At 48.2% G+C, this 20,557-nt stretch carries 17 protein-coding genes; 7 read left to right on the top strand and 10 right to left on the bottom strand.

Annotated features, from left to right (window positions below):
- The first annotated feature begins 107 nt into the window (after positions 1 to 107).
- From BQ7483_RS06700 to rprY, 3 genes are all read left to right on the top strand, one after another.
- Entirely contained in the window at positions 108 to 2,264 is a 2,157-nt protein-coding gene (locus tag BQ7483_RS06700) for an elongation factor G (protein ID WP_022020408.1), read from the top strand.
- Between the two features lie 277 nt (positions 2,265 to 2,541).
- Entirely contained in the window at positions 2,542 to 4,089 is a 1,548-nt protein-coding gene (locus tag BQ7483_RS06695; RefSeq protein ID WP_022020409.1) for a sensor histidine kinase, read from the top strand.
- An 8-nt stretch (positions 4,090 to 4,097) separates the two neighbouring features.
- Positions 4,098 to 4,799 (top strand): response regulator transcription factor RprY, encoded by a 702-nt coding sequence (gene rprY, locus BQ7483_RS06690; RefSeq protein ID WP_022020410.1) that lies wholly within the window; start codon positions 4,098 to 4,100, stop codon positions 4,797 to 4,799.
- Between the two features lie 81 nt (positions 4,800 to 4,880).
- Here the strand turns inward: rprY and BQ7483_RS17885 are convergent, their stop codons facing one another.
- The gene (locus tag BQ7483_RS17885; protein ID WP_022020411.1) at positions 4,881 to 5,057 is read right to left on the bottom strand and encodes a hypothetical protein; all 177 of its coding nucleotides are present in this window, start codon (positions 5,055 to 5,057) and stop codon (positions 4,881 to 4,883) included.
- A gap of 168 nt (positions 5,058 to 5,225) precedes the next feature.
- Positions 5,226 to 5,672, bottom strand: a complete 447-nt coding sequence (locus tag BQ7483_RS06685; protein ID WP_022020412.1) for a MarR family winged helix-turn-helix transcriptional regulator — start codon at positions 5,670 to 5,672, stop codon at positions 5,226 to 5,228.
- 158 nt (positions 5,673 to 5,830) lie between these two features.
- On the opposite strand from BQ7483_RS06685, the gene rpsF reads away from it, so the two are divergent.
- Genes rpsF through rplI form a run of 3 tightly spaced genes read left to right on the top strand, consistent with a single transcriptional unit; the run spans position 5,831 to position 6,915 of the window.
- Positions 5,831 to 6,175 carry a 30S ribosomal protein S6 gene (gene rpsF / locus BQ7483_RS06680; protein ID WP_022020413.1) on the top strand — a complete coding sequence of 115 codons (345 nt, stop codon included), beginning with the start codon at positions 5,831 to 5,833 and terminating at the stop codon, positions 6,173 to 6,175.
- Positions 6,176 to 6,177: 2 nt separating this feature from the next.
- Positions 6,178 to 6,450: a 30S ribosomal protein S18 gene (gene rpsR / locus BQ7483_RS06675; protein ID WP_022020414.1), complete on the top strand. Its 273-nt coding sequence runs from the start codon at positions 6,178 to 6,180 to the stop codon at positions 6,448 to 6,450.
- A 15-nt stretch (positions 6,451 to 6,465) separates the two neighbouring features.
- On the top strand, positions 6,466 to 6,915 hold the full coding sequence (gene rplI, locus BQ7483_RS06670; RefSeq protein WP_022020415.1) for a 50S ribosomal protein L9: 450 nt from the start codon (positions 6,466 to 6,468) through the stop codon (positions 6,913 to 6,915).
- 367 nt (positions 6,916 to 7,282) lie between these two features.
- Here the strand turns inward: rplI and BQ7483_RS06665 are convergent, their stop codons facing one another.
- Positions 7,283 to 9,529 (bottom strand): inorganic phosphate transporter, encoded by a 2,247-nt coding sequence (locus BQ7483_RS06665; protein WP_072545312.1) that lies wholly within the window; start codon positions 9,527 to 9,529, stop codon positions 7,283 to 7,285.
- Between the two features lie 84 nt (positions 9,530 to 9,613).
- The gene (locus BQ7483_RS06660) at positions 9,614 to 11,677 is read right to left on the bottom strand and encodes an RNA degradosome polyphosphate kinase (protein ID WP_072545311.1); all 2,064 of its coding nucleotides are present in this window, start codon (positions 11,675 to 11,677) and stop codon (positions 9,614 to 9,616) included.
- A gap of 119 nt (positions 11,678 to 11,796) precedes the next feature.
- Between BQ7483_RS06660 and BQ7483_RS06655 the strand changes: the two genes are divergently transcribed.
- Positions 11,797 to 12,288 carry a metallophosphoesterase family protein gene (locus BQ7483_RS06655; protein ID WP_072545310.1) on the top strand — a complete coding sequence of 164 codons (492 nt, stop codon included), beginning with the start codon at positions 11,797 to 11,799 and terminating at the stop codon, positions 12,286 to 12,288.
- 8 nt (positions 12,289 to 12,296) lie between these two features.
- Here BQ7483_RS06655 and menA read toward each other — a convergent pair whose 3' ends face one another.
- The 6 genes from menA to BQ7483_RS06625 all read right to left on the bottom strand — a co-directional run bounded on the left by menA (position 12,297) and on the right by BQ7483_RS06625 (position 20,548).
- Positions 12,297 to 13,199 (bottom strand): 1,4-dihydroxy-2-naphthoate octaprenyltransferase, encoded by a 903-nt coding sequence (menA, locus tag BQ7483_RS06650; protein ID WP_072545309.1) that lies wholly within the window; start codon positions 13,197 to 13,199, stop codon positions 12,297 to 12,299.
- An 8-nt stretch (positions 13,200 to 13,207) separates the two neighbouring features.
- Entirely contained in the window at positions 13,208 to 13,900 is a 693-nt protein-coding gene (locus BQ7483_RS06645) for a DUF4493 domain-containing protein (RefSeq protein ID WP_072545308.1), read from the bottom strand.
- 12 nt (positions 13,901 to 13,912) lie between these two features.
- On the bottom strand, positions 13,913 to 16,117 hold the full coding sequence (locus BQ7483_RS06640) for a DUF4493 domain-containing protein (RefSeq protein WP_072545464.1): 2,205 nt from the start codon (positions 16,115 to 16,117) through the stop codon (positions 13,913 to 13,915).
- Between the two features lie 19 nt (positions 16,118 to 16,136).
- Positions 16,137 to 17,807: a PCMD domain-containing protein gene (locus BQ7483_RS06635; protein ID WP_072545307.1), complete on the bottom strand. Its 1,671-nt coding sequence runs from the start codon at positions 17,805 to 17,807 to the stop codon at positions 16,137 to 16,139.
- Positions 17,808 to 17,811: 4 nt separating this feature from the next.
- On the bottom strand, positions 17,812 to 18,561 hold the full coding sequence (locus BQ7483_RS06630; protein ID WP_072545306.1) for a hypothetical protein: 750 nt from the start codon (positions 18,559 to 18,561) through the stop codon (positions 17,812 to 17,814).
- 136 nt (positions 18,562 to 18,697) lie between these two features.
- Complete coding sequence (locus BQ7483_RS06625) at positions 18,698 to 20,548, bottom strand: DUF4493 domain-containing protein (RefSeq protein WP_072545305.1); 1,851 nt, start codon at positions 20,546 to 20,548, stop codon at positions 18,698 to 18,700.
- Positions 20,549 to 20,557 lie beyond the last annotated feature (9 nt).

The following is a 20,557-nucleotide window of genomic DNA, read 5'->3' as shown; positions in this document are numbered from 1 at the left end:
AACATTTGCTGGTTCGTTGTTTATTTTGTAATAAATTTCTAATTTGCGCCTCACAAAATAAGGGTATGCATAAGCATGCTGAGTATTCACATTAAATCTTATATATCATGAAAGTATATCAGACGAATGAAATTAAGAACATTGCTCTTCTTGGCAATGATGGCTCGGGAAAAACCACTCTCACAGAAGCGCTGCTCTATGAGAGTGGTATTATAAAACGTCGTGGCAGAATTACAGCCAAGAACACAGTCAGCGATTACTTTCCGGTGGAACAGGAATATGGGTATTCTGTGTTTTCCACCGTTTTCCATGTAGAATGGAATGGTAAAAAACTGAATATCATCGACTGTCCGGGTAGCGACGATTTTGTAGGTGCGGCCATGACAGCTCTGAATGTTACAGATACGGCCATCCTGTTGTTGAACGGCCAGTATGGTCCCGAGGTCGGTACGCAGAATCATTTCCGTTATACCGAGAAACTGGGTAAACCGGTCATTTTCCTGGTAAACCAGTTGGATAACGAAAAGTGCGATTACGACATGATACTCGAGCAACTGAAGTCCATTTATGGATCCAAAGTGGTTCCTGTACAATATCCGCTTTCTACGGGCCCGAATTTTAATGCATTGATTGATGTGTTGCTGATGAAAAAATATTCTTGGGGACCTGAAGGGGGCGCTCCGACCATCGAAGATATTCCAGCCGAAGAAATGGAAAAGGCAACAGCTTGGCATAAAGTGTTGGTAGAAGCTGCCGCTGAACATGACGAAGGCCTGATGGAGAAATTCTTTGAGATGGATTCGTTGACCGAAGACGAGATGCGCGAAGGTATCCGTAAGGGATTGGCTGCTCGTGGCATGTTCCCGGTATTCTGTGTCTGTGCCGGAAAGGATATGGGCGTTCGCCGTTTGATGGAATTCTTGGGAAATGTTGTTCCGTTTGTAGATGAAATGCCTCCTGTCCACAATACACGGGGTGAAATCGTGAAACCCGATCCCAATGCTCCCACATCGCTCTATTTCTTCAAGACCGCTGTAGAACCCCATATCGGTGATGTACAGTATTTCAAGGTGATGAGCGGCAAGGTTCATGAAGGCGATGACTTTACCAACGCCGATCGTGGATCCAAAGAGCGTATTGCCCAGATTTTTGCTTGTGCGGGTGCCAACCGCATTAAAGTGGAAGAAATGGTAGCCGGTGATATCGGTTGTACTGTCAAACTGAAAGATGTTCATACGGGTAATACACTGAATGGTAAGGGAGCGGAAAACCGTTTCAATTTTATCAAATATCCCAATTCGAAATACTCACGTGCCATCAGGCCGGTGAATGAAGCCGATACCGAGAAGATGATGGCTATTCTGAACCGTATGCACGAAGAAGATCCGACGTGGGTGATCGACCAGTCGAAAGAGTTGCGTCAGACGATTGTTCACGGCCAGGGCGAATTCCATTTGCGTACGTTGAAATGGCGTTTGGAGAACAATGAAAAACTGCCTATTATCTTTGAAGAACCCCGTATTCCTTACCGCGAGACCATTACGAAGGCGGCCCGTGCCGATTATCGTCATAAGAAACAGTCGGGTGGTGCCGGTCAGTTCGGTGAAGTCCATCTGATTGTAGAGCCGTATTATGAAGGTATGCCTGCCCCCGATACTTATAAGTTCAATGGCCAGGAATTCAAGATGAATGTCAAGGGCACTGAAGAAGTATCTTTGGAGTGGGGTGGCAAGCTGGTGTTTGTCAACTGTGTGGTTGGCGGTGCCATTGACGCGCGTTTCATGCCGGCTATTTTGAAGGGCGTTATGTCACGTATGGAGCAGGGACCGTTGACTGGTTCGTATGCCCGTGACGTGCGTGTCATTGTGTACGATGGAAAGATGCATCCGGTTGACTCCAACGAAATTTCCTTCATGTTGGCTGGTCGCAATGCTTTCAGTGAGGCATTCAAGAATGCAGGTCCGAAGATTCTGGAGCCTATCTATGATGTAGAGGTATTTGTGCCTTCCGATAAGATGGGTGATGTGATGAGTGATTTGCAAGGACGTCGTGCCATGATTATGGGCATGAGTAGCGAGGCCGGATATGAAAAACTGGTTGCAAAAGTTCCTTTGAAGGAAATGTCTTCTTATTCAACCGCATTGAGTTCATTGACCGGTGGTCGTGCTTCGTTCATCATGAAGTTTGCCAGCTATGAACTTGTTCCGGGTGATGTCCAAGACAAGTTGATTAAGGAATTTGAAGCTAAACAGGCAGACGAATAAAGAAACTTCATTTCATCTGTTTTTATAATTGTTAAAACCGCCTGCTCCTTTTAACGGGAGAATGGCGGTTTTTTCGTCTGCACTGGTCAATATGATGCGAGTTTGTGAACGGAATTATTAATTTTTTATTAATTTTGCAAACGACAAGACGGAATGTTTTGTTTTAATATGTAAAATGGAGCCTTGGAATATCCTTTCAGTTAATTTGTTGGGCACTCGCGGTTAAAACAGGTTAATGTGTTAGGAATGTTAATTAGGGTCTGTTAAATTTGCCGCTATGAAAAAGTCTACGATTTGGATATTAGGTGTTGTAATGGGTCTTTCGTTCCTCAGTCTGCTTTATTTGCAGATCAGTTACATTGAGGAAATGGTAAAGATGCGTAATGAGCAGTTTGACGAATCGGTGAAGCGGGCGTTGATGGCAGCTTCCAAGGATGTCGAATCGGCCGAGGTGGCCCGTTGGTTACGGGAAGATATTTCAGAGGCCGAAAAGAAAGCCTGGGAACAGTCGCAGGGAACAAATGGCGGGGTGATAAGTACACGCCGCATTCTGATGACTTCGCCGGACGGGAAGATTGAGTCTTCGCTTGAACTGAAAACTTTTGCCAACAAACCGGCAGTGTTGCCTCGGGCCATGATTTCAAGCAAACATGGTGCTAAGACCATTCCCAAGACGTCGCGCTCGTTGACTGATATGATCAAGAACCGATATCTTTATCAACGTGCGTTGGTGGATGATGTGGTGTTCAATATGCTTTATCATGCCAGTGACAAGCCGATTGAGGATAGGGTTAATTTCAAGAACCTGGACCAATACATCAAGTCGGGGCTGATAGACAATGGAATCGGTGATTTTGACTATCACTTTAAGGTGGTAGACAGTGAGGGACGGGAAGTGTACCGTTGTTCGGATTACAGCGACGAGGGGAGTGAAAGCTCGTATGCGCAACCGCTGTTCTTGAATGATCCTCCGGCACGGATGAGTATTGTGAAAGTACATTTCCCCGGCAAGAAGGATTATATTTTCGATTCGGTCAGCTTTATGATCCCTTCGATGATTTTCACCTTTGTGCTGCTGATAACGTTTGTTTTTACGCTGTACATCGTCTTCCGCCAGAAGAAGTTGACAGAAATGAAGAACGACTTTATCAATAACATGACACACGAGTTCAAGACTCCTATCTCTACTATTTCGCTGGCCGCGCAGATGTTGAACGATCCGGCAGTAGGTAAGTCGCCTGCCATGTTCCAGCATATATCGGGAGTCATCAATGATGAGACAAAGCGGTTGAGGTTCCAGGTAGAGAAGGTGCTGCAGATGTCCATGTTCGATCGTCAGAAGGCTACGTTGAAGCCCAAGGAACTGGATGCGAACGAGTTGATAAAGGGAGTTGTCCATACGTTTGCCTTGAAGGTGGAACGTTATAACGGCAAGATTGATACCGAGTTGGAGGCTGCTGATGCGAATATATTTGCCGATGAGATGCATATCACTAATGTGATATTCAATCTGATGGATAATGCGGTGAAGTATAAGCGTCCGGATGTGGATTTGCATCTGTTGGTGAAAACTTGGAACGAACCGGGCAAGCTGATGATTTCGATACAGGATAACGGTATCGGAATCAAGAAGGAAAACCTGAAGAAGATATTTGAAAAGTTCTACCGTGTGCATACGGGTAATCTGCACGACGTCAAGGGCTTTGGTTTGGGATTGGCCTATGTGAAGAAAATCATTACGGACCACAAGGGAACCATACGGGCCGAAAGCGAACTGAATGTGGGAACTAAATTTATTATTGCATTACCTTTAATTAAAAACTGATTGATATTATGGACGAGAAACTGAGAATTTTGTTGTGCGAGGACGACGAGAATCTGGGCATGCTGCTGAGAGAATATTTGCAGGCCAAGGGCTATGCAGCAGAGTTGTTTCCCGATGGTGAAGCCGGTTACAAGGCTTTCTTGAAGAATAAATACGATTTGTGTGTGTTTGACGTAATGATGCCGAAGAAGGACGGATTCACATTGGCGCAGGAAGTACGTGCCGCCAATGCTGAAATTCCTATCATTTTCCTGACGGCAAAGACGCTGAAAGACGATATACTGGAAGGCTTCAAGATTGGCGCCGACGATTACATCACCAAGCCGTTCAGTATGGAAGAGCTGACTTTCCGTATTGAGGCCATCCTGCGTCGTGTGCGTGGAAAGAAGAACAAGGAAAGCAATATCTATAAGATTGGCAAGTTTACGTTCGATACGCAGAAGCAGATTCTGTCTACTCCCGAGAAGCAGACGAAGCTGACGACCAAGGAATCGGAATTATTGGGCTTGCTTTGCGCCCATGCCAATGAAATCCTGCAGCGCGACTTCGCTCTGAAGACCATTTGGATTGATGACAATTATTTCAATGCCCGCAGTATGGATGTGTATATCACCAAGCTGCGTAAGCACTTGAAGGAGGACGACTCCATCGAAATCATCAATATTCATGGCAAGGGCTATAAGCTGATTACTCCTGAGCCTGAAAACTGATGGCTGGAGGAGCCGATAGGCATATATAATAAAAGGACGGAAACTTCTGGTTTCCGTCCTTTTAGTTTTTCAGCTTGGATATCAATCGGCAATTCGCTTGTTGATGGCGATATAGGCAATCAGGCCCACAACCATGATGGCGGCAGCACTGCCCAAGATTGCATTGTTGTTCACATTGCCAGTCATGGAGCATGCTACTAAGATGATTGCTCCAACCAAGATCAATATCAATCCCAAATTTTTCAATAAGCCTTTCATTTGTGTGTATTTTTAATAGTTTATTATATTCTAAAGCAATTCTGACACAAAGAAAAGCATAATTCTTTAACAAGCGAAATTATTTGTGCAAAAAAACTATTAAGAGGCAAATTTCGTTTGTTTTTTATGCCTTTCAATGGGGGAATGGACGTTTCCCCGACTCTTTATTCAGTCCTTGGTATTGAAGAATATCTTCTTGAGCAGCTCCTGTCCGATGGTCAGCTCTTCGATTTTTACTCCCTTCAGCGCTTCCTTCAACGTCTGGTTGGCCACGACGCGTGCACGCTCTTCCAGCTCCCGGCCGTCTTTGGTCAGATGGATCAGGTTGGTGCGCCGGTCTCTCTTGTCCGATATGCGGACTACCAGGTGCTGGCGTTCCATGTTGTCGATCAGTCGTGTCATGCTGGGCTTGTCCTTGAAGGTGGCGTTGCACAGTTCCTGCTGGGTCACTCCATCCTTCTCCCATAGAAAGATGAGGACGGTCCATTGTTCCGGTGTGATTTCCATGCCGTTCTGCCGGAAGTTCCTCGACAACTTGCGGTTGATGGCTGCTGATACCTTTCCGTTCAGGATGGCAAATATCAGCCTCATGTCAAAATTGAACTGTTCTATCATAAATCATTGCTTAAACAACCTTGCAAAGGTACTTTTCTTCTTCGACAAATCCTATATTTGGATAAGAAAAAAATATGAATTGTTTGTAGTTCAAAATAAAATGCCTACCTTTGCACCGCAATTTTTAAATCAAACAAATTTATTTAATTAAACGAGTTATGAATCAATACGAAACCGTTTTCATTTTAACTCCCGTTTTGTCTGACGTTCAGATGAAGGAAGCGGTAGAGAAATTCAAAGGCATCCTTACTGCTGAAGGTGCTGAGATTGTAAATGAGGAAAACTGGGGACTGAAGAAGCTGGCTTATCCTATCCAGAAGAAGTCTACAGGTTTCTATCAGCTGATTGAGTTCAAGGCAGAGCCTTCTGTCATTGAAAAGCTGGAAGTAAATTTCCGTCGTGACGAGCGTGTCATCCGCTTCTTGACTTTCAAGCAAGACAAGTATGCCGCTGAATACGCTGCAAAAAGAAGAAGTGTTAAATCAAGTAAAAAGGAGGATTAATCATGGCACAACAAGTTCAATCAGAAATCAGATATTTAACTCCGCCCTCAGTAGACGTTAAGAAGAAGAAATACTGCCGTTTCAAAAAGAGCGGTATCAAGTACATCGATTACAAGGATCCCGAGTTTCTCAAGAAGTTCTTGAACGAACAGGGTAAGATTCTTCCCCGCCGCATTACCGGTACTTCACTGAAGTATCAGCGTCGCGTGGCTCAGGCCGTTAAGAGAGCACGTCACCTGGCATTGCTGCCTTATGTAACTGACATGATGAAATAATAAGGAGGAGATAGTATGGAAATTATATTGAAAGAAGACGTAATTAACTTGGGTTATAAGAACGATATCGTGACTGTTAAGTCCGGTTATGGTCGTAACTACCTCATCCCTACCGGCAAGGCCGTTATCGCTTCACCGGCTGCCAAGAAGATGTTGGCTGAAGAGCTGAAGCAGCGTGCTCACAAGCTGGAGAAAATCAAGAAGGATGCCGAAGAACTGGCTGCCAAGCTGCAGGGCGTTTCTTTGACCATCGCTACGAAGGTAAGCTCTACGGGTACTATTTTTGGTTCTGTAGGCAGCATTCAGATTGCCGACGAGCTGGCTAAGCTGGGTCACAACATCGATCGCAAGATCATCGTTGTGAAAGATGCCGTAAAGGAAGTAGGTCATTACAAGGCTCTCATCAAGCTGCACAAGGAAGTTTCTGTAGAAGTTCCTTTCGAAGTAGTTGCTGAAGAAGCTTAAAAATACTCTGTATATGGTTTGAAAGGGAATGTGCTTTGAGCGCATTCCCTTTTTTTATGTCTGTACGTGAGGTGCAAAGGGTGGCGGCCGGAAGAGGCGGTTAGGCTGGTGTTGGTAGGAAGGTGGGGCACAGGTCCCGTTGCGTACGTCCGTTCTTATGGGTAAAGCATTGCTTCTTGTGGATGAAAGCATTGCTTTTTATGGGTGAAAACATTGCTTCTTGTGGGGCAGAACATTGTATCTTTTGTAGGGGAGCATTGCATGGGTGAAGTCAAGGGGTGGAATGTCGGATAAAACAAAGGAGGCTGTGCCGAGCACAGCCTCCTTGAGTATGCGGGGGAAGGGTTCCCCCTTTGAGGGATTGGGATTATTCTTCCGCCTGGAATTTGCGGCTCACTTTCAGCAGGTTGGTGGTGTAGGTCACGACATTCTGCGCTTCCTGTACCATGGTCAGGTATACCATGCTTACCTTGATGCTGCCTGTGTGGCTCTGGATGCGTTGCAGTTCCTGGCGTTTCAGGTGGGAGAGCTGTCCGTTCAGGTCGTTGGCCTTGCGGATGTCTTCTTCCATGCCGTTGTAATCGTTGCTTTCGATGCGTTGGCGGCATATCTGCAGCAGGTTGGTGATGTCTTCCGTCACGTCGGCAAATTCGCCCTTCTGGATGGCATCCAGAGGCATGAAGTTGTTGTCCACGTGCTCCAGACAGGGCTCGCACATGCGTCCCACGCTGTAAACCAGTTCGCTGGCAAAGTCATTGCCCTGGTAGTAGTACAAGCCTTTCTCCAATATCGTGTTGTTGTCCAGGTGGCTCATGGCTACCGTACCGGTGCGTTTCATCTGTTTAATGAGTTGTTTCTCGAACTTCACGGCTCCCATGGAGCGGCGCAGGCCGCGCAGGTTCTCGTGCAGGAAGGAGGTCGACGTGCGTTCGAAGTTTTCTTCCGTGAAGGCCAGTACCTTGGCCAGCTCTTCGCGGGTATGGACTTGCAGCAGTCGCAGTACTTCGCTGTTGTCTGTGCTGGTCAGCAACTGTTTCAGTGTTTCATTGCCTTTTTCTTTCTCCTTGCGTTTCTTGTACATCACCTGGCTTCTGATGAGCATGAATACGGCCAGTGCAATGAGCAGGACGATGGCTGCCGTGCCGCCGTAATAGATGATGAGGGCCACGAAGAAGCAGATGGTGAAGGCAGCACCCGCCGTGATGAACCAGCCTCCGATGACGCTCAGTACGCCGGTGATGCGGAATACGGCGGAGTCGCGTCCCCAGGCACGGTCGGCCAGCGAGGTACCCATGGCCACCATGAACGTGACGTATGTAGTAGAAAGCGGCAGTTTCAGCGACGTACCCAGGGCGATGAGCAGGCCGGCCAGCACGAGGTTGACGGAAGCGCGTACCAGGTCGAAGGCAGCTCCGTCAGCCAGAATGGCTTCATCCTTGCGGAAGCGGCTGTCCATCCAGCGCTTGGTGCCTTCGGGAACAATCTTGGAGATGCCGTTGGCCATTGTCAGGCTGAAGCGGACCAGCGTACGGGCGATGGGGGTGCTTCCGAAGTTTTCCTCCCCTTCGTCCTGTCGGGAGAGGTCGACCGAAGTTTTGATGACGTTATGCGCCTTTTTTGAGGTGGCCAGGGCTATTACCATGACAGCTCCCGAACCGAACAGAAAGTACCAGGGCGTTTTGGCCGGTCCCAGCAGCGAGGTCATCAGATAGCCGTCGGCTCCGGCTGCCTGTCCGTTGGCCGTGTAGTCCATGAAAGAGGAATATCCGGCCAGGGGGACACCGATGAAGTTCACCAGGTCGTTTCCGGCGAAGGCCAGGGCCAGTGCAAAGGTACCCATCAGTACGATAACCTTGAATACGTTCACCTTGAAGGCGTGGAGTATCTGCATCAGGATGGTGAAGAATACGAAGAAGGCGGCCACCAGGGTCAGCGTGTTTTCGTGGATCCACTGCTTGTATTCCGCTGTCATGAACGAGCTGTCCTTCAATCCCTTGATCAGCATGAAGTAGATGATGCTGGTGGCGGCAAGACCTCCGAAGATGCCGATGCTGTATTTCATGTGCTTTTTGTAGTTGAAGGCAAACACGATACGTGCCAGCCATTGTACCAGCATACCGAAGAAGAAGGCTATGGCTACGGAGACAAAGATGGCCATGATGACGGACAAAGCTTTGTCTGTATTGATCAGGTCGCCCAATCCTAAAGTACCTTCACTGCTGTAGACCTTGATAAGTGCCAGTGCAAACGTACCGCCCAGCAGTTCGAATACCATCGAGACAGTGGTCGAGGTCGGCATACCCATCGTGTTGAATACGTCGAGCAGTACGACGTCTGTCAGCATCACAGCCAGCATGATGCACATGATTTCCGCAAAGTAGAAGTGCTGCGGCTGGTAGATGCCGTGCCGTGCGATGTCCATCATGCCGTTGCTCAAGGCTGCTCCGATAAAGACACCGATGCCTGCGATGAAGATGATGGTCTTGAAGGATGCCGCCTTGGCTCCGATGGCGGAGTTCAGGAAGTTGACGGCATCGTTGCTGACGCCCACCACAAGGTCGAATATGGCGAGGACGAACAGGAAGAGAACGATTCCCAAATAGATTGTTTCCATATTGATGTAATTGTGTATTTTATTTCCGTTTGCAAAGAACGGATGTTTGTGTTACAGGTGATTGTCATACATGTTACAATCGTGTTACAATCGTTCTTTCAGATACTCGTAGAACGTGTATTGCGCCCTTACCTGTTCGCGTTGCGGGTGGGGCGACTTCCAGCAGTTGCGCAGGTGTTCGTCCACGAAGCACGCCTTGCGCCGGTCGGCCAGCTGGATGTAGAGCATGTCCGTCAGTTCCTGCTTGAGGCGTTCGTCGAGTACGGGTACTACGGCCTCGATGCGGCGGTAGAGGTTGCGCCGCATCCAGTCGGGCGAACCCAGAAAGAGGCGTGGCTTGCCCCCGTTGCCGAAGTACCACACGCGGGCATGCTCCAGGAAGGTGTCCACGATGCGGGTGATGCGGATGTGGCGGCTGTAGGGCTGGTTGGGGATGAGGCAGCAGATGCCACGGACGATGAGGTCGATTTCCACTCCCGCTTCCGAAGCCTCGTAGAGCCGGCTGATCATGACAGGGTCCTGCAGGGCATTCATTTTCAGGATGATGCGCCCGCCTTTGCCGGCCTTGGCCAGCGCTATTTCGTGGTCTATCAGTTTGTTCAGTTCGGGTATCAGGTTGAAGCGGGCCACCAGCAGGCGGTGGAATACGGGGGCGGCCACCTTGCCTTTCAGCGTGCGGAAGAGGGTGTGCAGGTCGTTGACGATGACCGGGTTGCAGGTAAACAGGCCGCAGTCGGCATAGAGGGTGGCTGTCTTTTCGTTGAAGTTGCCGGTACTGATGTAGGCGTAGCCGGGCAGCTTGTGGCCTTCGCGGTCCTTGCGCAGCACGAGCGCCACCTTGGCGTGTACCTTCAGCTTGGGCAGGCTGTAGATGATGCGGATACCGGCTTTCTGCATCATGGCGGCTGTGGCCAGGTTGTTCTCCTCGTCGAACCGGGCCTTCAGCTCCACAAACACGGTCACCTTCTTGCCGTTCTGTGCAGCGGCCACCAGGGCGTTGATCACCTCCGAGTTCTCCGCCACGCGATACTGGGTCACCATGATTTCCCTCACCGTGGGCTCGTGTACGGCTTCGTAGAGGAAGTGGATGAAGTGTTCGAACGAGTGGTAGGGATAGTGCAGCAGCAGGTCCTGCCGCTGCACGTAGTCGAAGACGGATTCCCGCTCGTTCAGGCAGGTCAGCTTCATGGGTTGCGGCTTCTGCATGGGTGGCAGGTTCGGGTTGGGGTTGGGCAGGTGGTTCAGGTCTTCCAGGTTGAGGTGTTTGTCGCCCGGCACCAGCTCGTTGCGGTCTATCCGGTAGGCGTCTACCAGAAACTCCAGGAAGTCGTGGGGCATGGCGCGGTCGTACACGAAGCGGCACACGGCGCCCGTCTTCCGCTTCTTCACTTTTGTTTTCAGCTGTTCGATGATCTCGTTGCTGCTCGTGGCGTCGTCTATCAGGATGTCGGCGTCGCGCGATATCTTGATGCAGTAGCTGCTGTCCACCCGATAGCCGGGGAAGATGGTGCCCAGGTTGGCCTTGATGATGTCTTCGATGAACATCAGGTAATAGTTTTTCCCCTCCTTGGGCAGTTCGATAAAGCGGGGCACCTTGCTGTAGGGCAGTTTCATCACGAAGTATTCGGGAGCGCAGGGAGCGTCTGGCTCTTCCGTCTTGGGATAGAGGCGGACGGCCAGGTACAGGCGGTTGTCGCGCAGGAAGGAGATGATGCGGTCCTTCGTCACCGGTACGGGGGCCAGGTAGGGAAAGATTTCTTCCAGGAAGAAGCGGCGCACGAATTCCCGGTGGAAGGGCTCCACCTCCGGGCTCTGGTAGAATACGATGTGATGCTTGCGCAGGGCGGGCAGTATTTTGGTTTCGTAGATACGGATACGGTCCTCCAGTTGACGGTTCACTTCGTCGTTGATTTCGTCCACCAGCTCGATGGCCGACTGTACGCTTTCCTCGTCTTCGGGCGTCTTGCCGGTGGCTATGGCCTTGTGGTCGGCCACCCGCACCTTGTAGAATTCTTCCAGGTTGGACGAATAGATGGAGATGAAGTTGATGCGTTCGTATAGCGGCAGGGTGTCGTCGTCGGCTTCGAGCAGGACGCGGTAGTTGAACGACAGCCAGCTGATGTCTCGTTTGAAGAACTGATATTCCATAACTGTAGATTTAGGGCGAAAGAGGGGAGAAGCTGATGGATTTCTGTCAACTAATCCGTCTCTCTTAGGCGAATGTAAGGCAAATGTACTTACCTTTGCACACAAAAACAAATGAAAAGATGATAAAAATAGGTTTGCTGTCCGATACACACGGATATTGGGACGAGAAATACTTGCAATACTTCGAACCGTGCGACGAAATCTGGCATGCCGGCGACATCGGTTCGCTTGAGGTGGCCGAACGCCTGGCCGCCTTCCGCCCTTTCCGGGCCGTGTATGGAAACATCGACGGGCAGGACCTCCGCCGTCTGTATCCGCAGACCCTCCGCTTCACGGCGGGCGGTGCCGAGGTACTGATGAAGCACATCGGCGGTTATCCCGGCAAGTACGATCCCTCGATAGCGGGCAGTCTGCTCACGCGCCCGCCCAAGCTCTTCATCAGCGGGCATTCGCACATCCTGAAGGTGAAGTACGACAAGACACTCGGCATGCTCCACATCAATCCGGGAGCTGCCGGCAAGTATGGTTTTCACAAAGTGCGCACGTTGGTCCGCTTCGTCATCGACGACGGTGTGTTTCGGGACCTGGAAGTGGTGGAGCTGGCAGGATAATCATTCCCTCAGAAGAGGAGAGCGGCACAGAGCAGCAGGCTCATGAGCAGCATGTTTCGGGAAGTGGCGCCCAGGATGCGGTTCAGTTCCTTGCCTTCCCGGATTTTTACCATGTTGCGCCACGTCAGGAAGTGGAGGCAGAGGTAGAGGCACGGTGCCCAGACGAATTCCGTCCACGTCAGCCTTCCGCTGCCTACCAGGCCGGTGCAGAGCAATACGGCCGCTGCGCCCAGCCCCAGATACAGGCCGGCTCCGAAGCGCTCTCCATATCTCACGACCAGGGTCCGTTTCCCGCTGATACGGTCCTGCTCACGGTCGCGATAGTTGTTCACCATCAGCAGTGTGTCGATGACCAGTCCCGATACGAGCGACAGCAGGCACACGTCTCCGTTCACCTGCCCCGTCTGTACATAGTAGGTGCCGCCCACGGGCACGAAGCCGAAGAACACCAGTACCAGCATGTCGCCCCAGCCCCGGTAGGAGAGCACGGTGGTGTAGAGAAACGCAAACAGCAGGCACAGCACGCCCAGTAACACCAGTTCCCATCCGCCGTGCGGCAGACTTCCCCAGGCAAAGTACAATACGCCGAGTCCGCATGCACAGGCCAAGGTCAGCACGATGCCGATGCCGACGGTCATGGCATGTGGCGTAATCCATCCTTCCGCACAGGCCCGTTGGGGGCCGAGGCGGTCACTGCGGTCGCTGCCTTTCCGGAAGTCGAACAGGTCGTTAATGAAGTTGGCTGCTACTTGCATCAGGCAGGCGAAGAGCAGGCACAGCACCGCTTCCTCCGTCTGGAACTTTCGGTCGGCAAAGGCCAGCGCACAGCCCAGCATTACGGGGATGAGGGCGGCCGTCAGTGTCTTGGGGCGAGCGGCGAGGAGCCAGGCGCGGGGGGAGTTGGGGTGCATAGAGACTGTTATGGATTTACAGTTGTTTTGAGTTGAGTGGGCGAAGCCAGGGAATAGGTGATGACGTAGCAATGTCCCGGTTCTACCTTTTCTCCTTCCACGTTTCCATAGGTCTTCCTTTCTGTAGTGAAGGTTTCGTTATCTGCATTCGTTGCAGTCAGCGTGTAGGTAAAGGTCATATCTTCTGCATAGTCCATGTAAGCGATTCCTCCGGGTTGAAGGGTTGTTGTTGCTTGTTCATTTGTCGTATAGAACGAAAGTTTAACGTCATTAAACAACCCTTGAAGCTCGTCGGACAGTGTTGCCAGGCTGATGCCGACATTGACCATCGGTACAGATATGGTAGGATAAGTCACTTTTTCCGCTTCGATGGTGAAAGTCGTTTCTACGTAATATTGCGGGGCATTGGCTGTCTTGTTCTTATAAGCGTCGTTATATGCCTTTAGGGTATATTCGCCTGCTTCCAGTTCTATTTTATTGGGGAATGTTCCTGGTTCGTATGTGTTGTTGATATCTGTCCCGATTATCTTCACGTACAAGTCTTCATCCACAGCACGGGTGTGCAGGCTTTCTATGGTCGGCGATGCAAGGGATAAATCCGTCAATTGGAGGTATCCTTTGCCTTGTTCCGACAGGATATCTTCCTGCTGGCAACTGATTAGCAGGAAGAGACTGAGTAAGATATAGAATGTCTGTTTCATAAGTTCGGTATATTATTTGTCGTAGGTGAGGGAGATGTCGTCAATCTTTAAAACACTTCCCATGTGTACAGTCCAATTTCCAATGACGGGATAGTTTATTGTTGTGCCTTTCTCAAAGTCGTTCTCACTAAGCGATGTTTTATTAGAGGCTAAAAATTGAACACATATGGTAGTAGCTTTTTCATTATTGTTGTTATAATGGAGAATAATATTAGCCTGATTATATTCATTATCTTCTGTAGAATAGGCTGTTGGTTCATATGTTCCAGTAGCTATCTCTTTATCTCCATTTTTTAATGATATGATTGCTTTAAAGGTATCTGTGTTGTATGGTTTATATTTATACCAAAAAGATAATGAAGAAGGGCGTGACGAAAAATTATGGCCTTGGGATATTCCTGAATTATATGTGCCAATGAAGAGGCTTCCAACCATAGCACCACCTACATAGGTTACTGAAGTGTTGGCGTATCCATCACCACATCCTGACACATATATTAAAGCTGCTTTTGATCCTTCATGGGCATCGTTTGTATAACTGACACAGGATGCAAAACACCCTTCGTACCATATTGTTCCCACTACTGTGCCCCCTTGTGCTTTGTCATTGTTGGTATCCCACCAAGAATAGTTAGCAGCACCTTCTAAATAAGGATGAAAGGTGTAGTATGTTTTATCAGGGAAAGGCCATGTACTTGATTTCTTTTTTTCTTCTATATACCATTCTTCCATTCCGGAGTTTGGTAATTGTTCTGGCATTTCTAAGGAAACTTCAGTTTCTGTTGAGGCGATAATATCACGATACAGAGCACGTACTTTATAATTCTTTTGTGTTATATCTTCTGCTGCTATGTTAAATTGCTGTGTACGGCCTTTAATGGCATCCCGAGTTGTACATTCTATCCATTCGGTACCATTGTAATATTGATATTTCAAGTTGTTTTTTATGATTTCGGCATTACCGGTTGTAACAGTAATTTCGTTAATCGTAAATTCTCTAGACCAACAATTCCCTGCATCTACACTGACGCTGAATTCAGGCTTATTACAAGTCAATGTATAAACACGATTGGTAGTAGCGTCTTCACTACTCCAGCGGTTATTGGCTTTTACATCTAATTCAATGGTATTATTGGTCGTTTCGCCTGCATTTTTTGTCTGTAATTGGGCTATGAGATTATTTAGCTGGATAGTTGACGCTGCATCACCAACCTGTGGCAAGAAGATCCCTAATGTTTCTTCTATGTTCTTCCTAGTTTCTTCATCTAACGTTGAAAGAGTATATTCTTGATTGAACGCAGTGAATTGTGAATCTTCAAAGTTAAATTTGATTTTTAGGTCTTGTAAAGTAGACGAAGTATTTAGCTTGATAGACGCTTCAGGAGTTTCTGTTTCTGTAAACGTAAGTTTGTTTGCTTCAAATCCTTCTGCATCAATTTTCGGCTTTGGCAACCACTCCATCGGTATTGTTTCCGAAATGGTAACTGTCTCCACTTCCACTTTCTCCACAGTGATGATGGCACCGGCTGTAGTAGGTTCCAACGACAAGGTAAAAATGCAATGCTGTCCGGCTTGGAAAGCGTCAGCCGTCAGTTTGTCTGAGGTAATCTCCATGCTGACGTTTTTGTTACTTTCTTTCAGCGTTCCATTAAAGGTGAATGTGGGAGTGGAACCGGCACGGTAGTAAGCACTCTGTGTGGTAGAACCGTTACGTCCGATGGTTACGCTAGTATTGCCTACTTTGACTTCCACACCGTAGGTGGAGAACAAGTCGTTGAATTTATCTATCTGTCCCTCTCCATAAACAATCGATGTCAATGCGTTGGCCACCTTGCACGTCAAGGTTACAGGCGTAGGCTGATTTGCTTCAACCTCCACACCGGTTGCTTCTCCTTTGTAATAGGGGGAATCGAGGGCAATGGTATAATCTGTACCATAAGTGGCAGTTACGGTGTATGTACCTGTAGAGGCTGGAATCGGTTGTGAAGTATATACGCCGCTATACAAAGATTCTCCGGTACTTTCCTTGACGATATTCAGGGTAAATTTCTCTGCTGTCGGTTTCCCCAGTTCGGCAGGTGTACTTTTGGTACTTATACTGACATCTTCGGCAAGGGTGATGCACAAGCCTCCTTGCGTGGCTTCCCACTGCTCCGTCTGGCAGGCTGCCATCAGCATCCCCACCAGTCCGATATAGATTGACTTGATATATTTCATGTGCGCTATTCTTTTCTTGTCATTCATAAACCAATTCCATCTCATCCAGCCACAGCTTGCTGCCTACGCCGCCGATGTAGTAGTCACCATACTTGCTTGACGAAGCGACGATGATGATATACTTCGGAGTGCGGTTGGTTGCGCGGTATTCCAGAGGAATTTCCAGTTGCTGATAGCTTGTCACTGTTTCGCTGGAGGTATATTCGCCGTAAGCAATGATGTTTGCATCGTTCGGATCGAAGAGATGGCGGTTCTTCGGGTCATTGCGTATCTCGTATGGTTCCGACTTGTCAGACAGGGCAATGTAGACTTGGAACATATCCGGTTGTCCTTTCAGGGAGGCCAGGTCGCCCACGTTGTCGCCTATCATGTCGATGGTGGCCGAAGTGTATTTGTAGTTCAGGCGTAGGGCGGTGGGAAAAGCTGTGAACGGACGTCCGAAGTGCAACAGACCGTTTAGCCCGTCCAAGGCGAAATCACCTGTGAAGATGTTGCCTGCCCCGAGTTTGATGATGGCATTCTTGGTTTCCAGTAGGGCAGCTTGTCCCTTCACGCTTTCGTCCGTCGGAGTGGTCAGGTTACCGATGAACGCAGCCGCACCGGGATTTCCCGTGCCCCAAAAAGAGTCATTGCCTGCTCCCCAGGGATTCCACTGCTTGCCGTCCTGCGACCATTCCTCCATTGCGCCGTTTTCCAGCGGGGTAGCCGCTGCGGTGGTGAACGTCTGTTCGCTACCAGCCGAGCCGTCTACGCTGATACGGTATTTATAGGTAGTCGAGGCACTCAGTCCTGTCAGTGTGGCGCTGAAGGTGTTCCCTGATGTGCTGACGTCGGCCGAGGGGACGGTGCTCCACGATGTTTCGCTTTCTTTGCGGTATTCCACCGTCGGGGTTTTGCCGCTCTGAACATTGCCTGTCACCGTGGCGCGGGTAGTCATGGCAAAAGCCTTGGCCGAACTACTACCGCTTTCGTTGCTGTCCGGGTAGACGTAGACGGTCCATTCGTAAAAAAATTCCTCCCATGAACAACTGACGTTGAAGGTCGATGGTTTCGAATAGTCCTTTTGAAGGGTTGGATCGGGTGTCACGCGGCCATATTCGCCGCCCAGATTCATCTTTTTTACATTCAGATTTGTGAGGTCTGTGTCGTCAGGATTAACGTAAATGATAACACTTCGCGTGTCTGCATCGATGACGCAGCCCGTCATGCCCTCCACGTCGATATCCCGCTGAATAATTTGGTTTACTGTCACTTTCCACTGATAATCCTGGTAGGTACGTAGGGTGAAGGTGACTGGATTCGTAAAGTTCACCCGTGTGTTGGACGACAGGGGGATGCTGTCCAGCGATGCAAACCCCGCTGTCGGAAATTTGGCATAGTTCTCGCAGGCTGCCGAGTCGGCCAGCAGCTCTGCGCCCGAGGTTGTCTTCAGGCTGAGAATTTGCAGGCGGGAGATGTCTACACCGTCGTTCACGTAGAGGGTCACCGTGCGTGTCGACTTGTTGATGGTGGCGGCGGTAAAGGTGTTTGCGTCCGCACCCCGTTGGCCTTCCACGGTCATCGATTCGATGGAGGCCTCTACGATGGGATAGGGAATGTCGTTTTCGATAGCGCAGGATGAGAGAATACCGACGGTCAGTGTCAGTATGCCAAAGATGCGGGTCAGGTTATATTGAATCATTCGTTTCATGTTGTCAGAGGTAGAAAGTCATTCCGAGATTGATGGAGAAGAGGTTTATCTTGAAGTTGCCGGAGGAGACGCGGCGCTTGCCCGTTTCCACCTGGTTGGTCTTCTGGTCAGTCCATTTGAAGTCGAAACCCATCACGCCGACCGATACTTCTGCTGCCGCCCAGTTGGTAATGAAGGCTGTCATTCCCGGAGCAAAGCCGATCTGGAAATTCTGCACGGTCTGATAAGTACCGTCATACTCGGTGCCCGAACCAGTAGAATTCTTTCCTTCACCATATCCGTAGGTGAGTCGCATCTCATTGAAGAGACCGAACACCTTACTACGTCCAATGGGAATATAGGAACGGAAGAACCCGGACACTTCGTATTTATGTTCCAGATAGTAGAGGTCGTTGAAGGAAAGGGTCAGGTCACCCAGATCAATGTCCAGGTTACCCAGGTCGAGGTAGTCGCGGTTATAGGCAAAACGGATACCTGCAGCCATGTTGTTACGGAAGAAGTAGCCGATGTAGGGGCTAACGCTGAAGTCGTAGCCGTTTCCTTCGACGTCCTTGATGACAAGGAAGTTCAGATTGTCCTGTTCATGCTCAGAGTAGGAGACGGTTCCTCCCACCATCCACGTACCTTTGGGGATGAATACGCGTGTCTGTACGTCACGGTCTATTCGCTGGATAGCTCGTTTTCCTCGCTGGGCCCATGCGTTGGCGGTCGTCACGATTGCCAGCAACATCAGCAGAATTGTTTTTTTCTTCATCTATTCTTCTATAAGAATTACTTCCTTAATTTTATAGTCTGGTTATTTGCCACCTAAGGGGCTAGAAACCATTTCCTGTTACGAAATGGGCTTCTAACCCCTTGAGGTGAGTTTGCAAAGATACAAAACTATTTTGTTATTTCCATATTGTTGGTTCGCCGTCGTAAATCAACTCGAAGTCGTCGAGGTACATCGTGCTACCTTCGCCGCCAGTAAAGTAATCTCCATACTTGCTGGAAGTACATACGATAATCAAGTGGGTAGGTTTTTCACTAAACGCCTCCTCTTTGTATTTCAAGGGTATATTAAACTCTTTCCACTGACCATTTGTACTTACGCATTCACTTGCCGGTAACTCACCATATGCAATAAACTGATCTGTGTTTTTAACTTTCTCTTCAGTCAAAAGAGTGCATGTATCCGTATTGTTAACTTGGTATGTTCCTTTGGATAATATTATAAATATAGAACATATATCCATGTCTCCTTTACTTACAGTATTGGTAGGTTGACCATTTCCTACATGATCTATAGAGGCTGGAGCGTATTGGAAATACCCTTTTAATGCGATTGGTCTCGATGTGAAAGGCTGACCAAAGTTTATTCTTGCGCCACTAGTTCCTTCAAGCCCACCAAAAGCACCAACATAAAGGCTGGCTGCTGCAAATTTAACCTTATAGTTTGATTCTAATTTAGCGGACTTTCCTCCTGGGGTTCTAACAATGTCACTGTTTCCTGTTGTTGGATTTATATTAGCAAGCATACCTGCGTCTGTTGTTGTTCCTGGATTGCTAGAGTCCCAGAATGAACCGCTATGTTCATTATAATAACTCTCTGAACAAGCAAACCAAGTTTTAGTTCTCATGAGGTTATCATTTGCTCGCTCATACCATTCGTCAAACTTTCCATTATATAATTCTTCTCTACTATCTGCTTCTGAAGTCGTAAATTCACTAATATTTCCGATCGTTTCTCCTTCAGCGGTAGCCAGACGGTATTCGTAAGAGGTAGATGCATTCAATCCCGTTAATATAGCGGTATATGTATTTTCATCAACAGTTGTTTCAATATCAATCCAATCGGCTTCGTTGGATCTTGTTTGTTCATTTGTCTTGATGCGATACTGGAACGTTATTCCTTCAGTATTCATGCCAGAACTTGTTGTTACATTTTCAGCTTTTAAATAAGCAACATTTCCCCAAGTACCTGTAGTCAATTCGGCTTTATTCGTGGCTTCGGTAGCAACTGTGAAAGTATAACTGTACTCGTGTGTTGTTGGATCTACGGTAACTGTAATATTAGTACTTCCAGTTTCCTCTACTTTGTAGTTTAAAATATAATGATCCTTAGCTTGCACATTCATAAAATCCTGTGTTAATGTGTAAGGTTCCAATGGCTTTTCCGGGTTATCAATCGTAATGGTTGCATACAGATTGCCCACAGGAAAATAAGCTGAACGAGTTTCCGTCGTAGTAAAGTTTAAGGGTGCAAACTTATTGGTATTGGTTTGATCGCCTACTTGGACATTGATTGTTCTTCCTTTAAATTTCTCTAAGAAAGCTGGGTCGAATTTGACGGAAACCTTGACGTTGGCCAACGTACAGGTTATGGTCTCCTGCAATTCCTTATTGGCTTGAATCGTAATTTCCTTTGACCCTACATAATAAGGTATATCGAAACCTGAATCTTGGCCATCAAAACCGTTTGAGGAAGCTTTGATAGTATAGGCTCCTGTTTCTAAGGTGATAGGCGTTTTCCAAGTCTCACTATCGTCTGTCTCTTTGATGACTTGTCCTTTTGAGTTGACAATCTGAACAGCAATCTGTTTAGGCTTATAATTCTCAGGTGCAGCTTTTGTATTAGCCGAATTATTAGTGCCGATATTTAATCTTAGATACCCAACATTATTGTATGCGTTATCATCTGTTTGACAAGCTGCTAAAAAGATTGCCAACAATATATATAATATATAATTAACAATTTTCATTTTACCTAT

It is taken from the genome of Mediterranea massiliensis, from assembly GCF_900128475.1.
GTDB lineage: Bacteria > Bacteroidota > Bacteroidia > Bacteroidales > Bacteroidaceae > Bacteroides > Bacteroides massiliensis_E.
The sequence above is the reverse complement of the archived record's forward strand: the minus strand, read 5'-3'. Positions and strand labels throughout refer to the sequence as shown.

What these genes read in the sequence shown, in the direction of transcription:
- rprY (WP_022020410.1), top strand. Translation starts at nt 4,098, where the DNA reads ATGGACGAGAAACTGAGAATTTTGTTGTGCGAGGACGACGAGAATCTG.
- rpsF (WP_022020413.1), top strand. Translation starts at nt 5,831, where the DNA reads ATGAATCAATACGAAACCGTTTTCATTTTAACTCCCGTTTTGTCTGAC.
- BQ7483_RS06665 (WP_072545312.1), bottom strand. Translation starts at nt 9,529, where the DNA reads ATGGAAACAATCTATTTGGGAATCGTTCTCTTCCTGTTCGTCCTCGCC.
- BQ7483_RS06660 (WP_072545311.1), bottom strand. Translation starts at nt 11,677, where the DNA reads ATGGAATATCAGTTCTTCAAACGAGACATCAGCTGGCTGTCGTTCAAC.
- BQ7483_RS06695 (WP_022020409.1), top strand. Translation starts at nt 2,542, where the DNA reads ATGAAAAAGTCTACGATTTGGATATTAGGTGTTGTAATGGGTCTTTCG.
- BQ7483_RS06625 (WP_072545305.1), bottom strand. Translation starts at nt 20,548, where the DNA reads ATGAAAATTGTTAATTATATATTATATATATTGTTGGCAATCTTTTTA.
- menA (WP_072545309.1), bottom strand. Translation starts at nt 13,199, where the DNA reads ATGCACCCCAACTCCCCCCGCGCCTGGCTCCTCGCCGCTCGCCCCAAG.
- BQ7483_RS06645 (WP_072545308.1), bottom strand. Translation starts at nt 13,900, where the DNA reads ATGAAACAGACATTCTATATCTTACTCAGTCTCTTCCTGCTAATCAGT.
- BQ7483_RS06655 (WP_072545310.1), top strand. Translation starts at nt 11,797, where the DNA reads ATGATAAAAATAGGTTTGCTGTCCGATACACACGGATATTGGGACGAG.
- rpsR (WP_022020414.1), top strand. Translation starts at nt 6,178, where the DNA reads ATGGCACAACAAGTTCAATCAGAAATCAGATATTTAACTCCGCCCTCA.
- BQ7483_RS06685 (WP_022020412.1), bottom strand. Translation starts at nt 5,672, where the DNA reads ATGATAGAACAGTTCAATTTTGACATGAGGCTGATATTTGCCATCCTG.
- BQ7483_RS17885 (WP_022020411.1), bottom strand. Translation starts at nt 5,057, where the DNA reads ATGAAAGGCTTATTGAAAAATTTGGGATTGATATTGATCTTGGTTGGA.
- BQ7483_RS06630 (WP_072545306.1), bottom strand. Translation starts at nt 18,561, where the DNA reads ATGAAGAAAAAAACAATTCTGCTGATGTTGCTGGCAATCGTGACGACC.
- BQ7483_RS06640 (WP_072545464.1), bottom strand. Translation starts at nt 16,117, where the DNA reads ATGAAATATATCAAGTCAATCTATATCGGACTGGTGGGGATGCTGATG.
- rplI (WP_022020415.1), top strand. Translation starts at nt 6,466, where the DNA reads ATGGAAATTATATTGAAAGAAGACGTAATTAACTTGGGTTATAAGAAC.
- BQ7483_RS06635 (WP_072545307.1), bottom strand. Translation starts at nt 17,807, where the DNA reads ATGAAACGAATGATTCAATATAACCTGACCCGCATCTTTGGCATACTG.
- BQ7483_RS06700 (WP_022020408.1), top strand. Translation starts at nt 108, where the DNA reads ATGAAAGTATATCAGACGAATGAAATTAAGAACATTGCTCTTCTTGGC.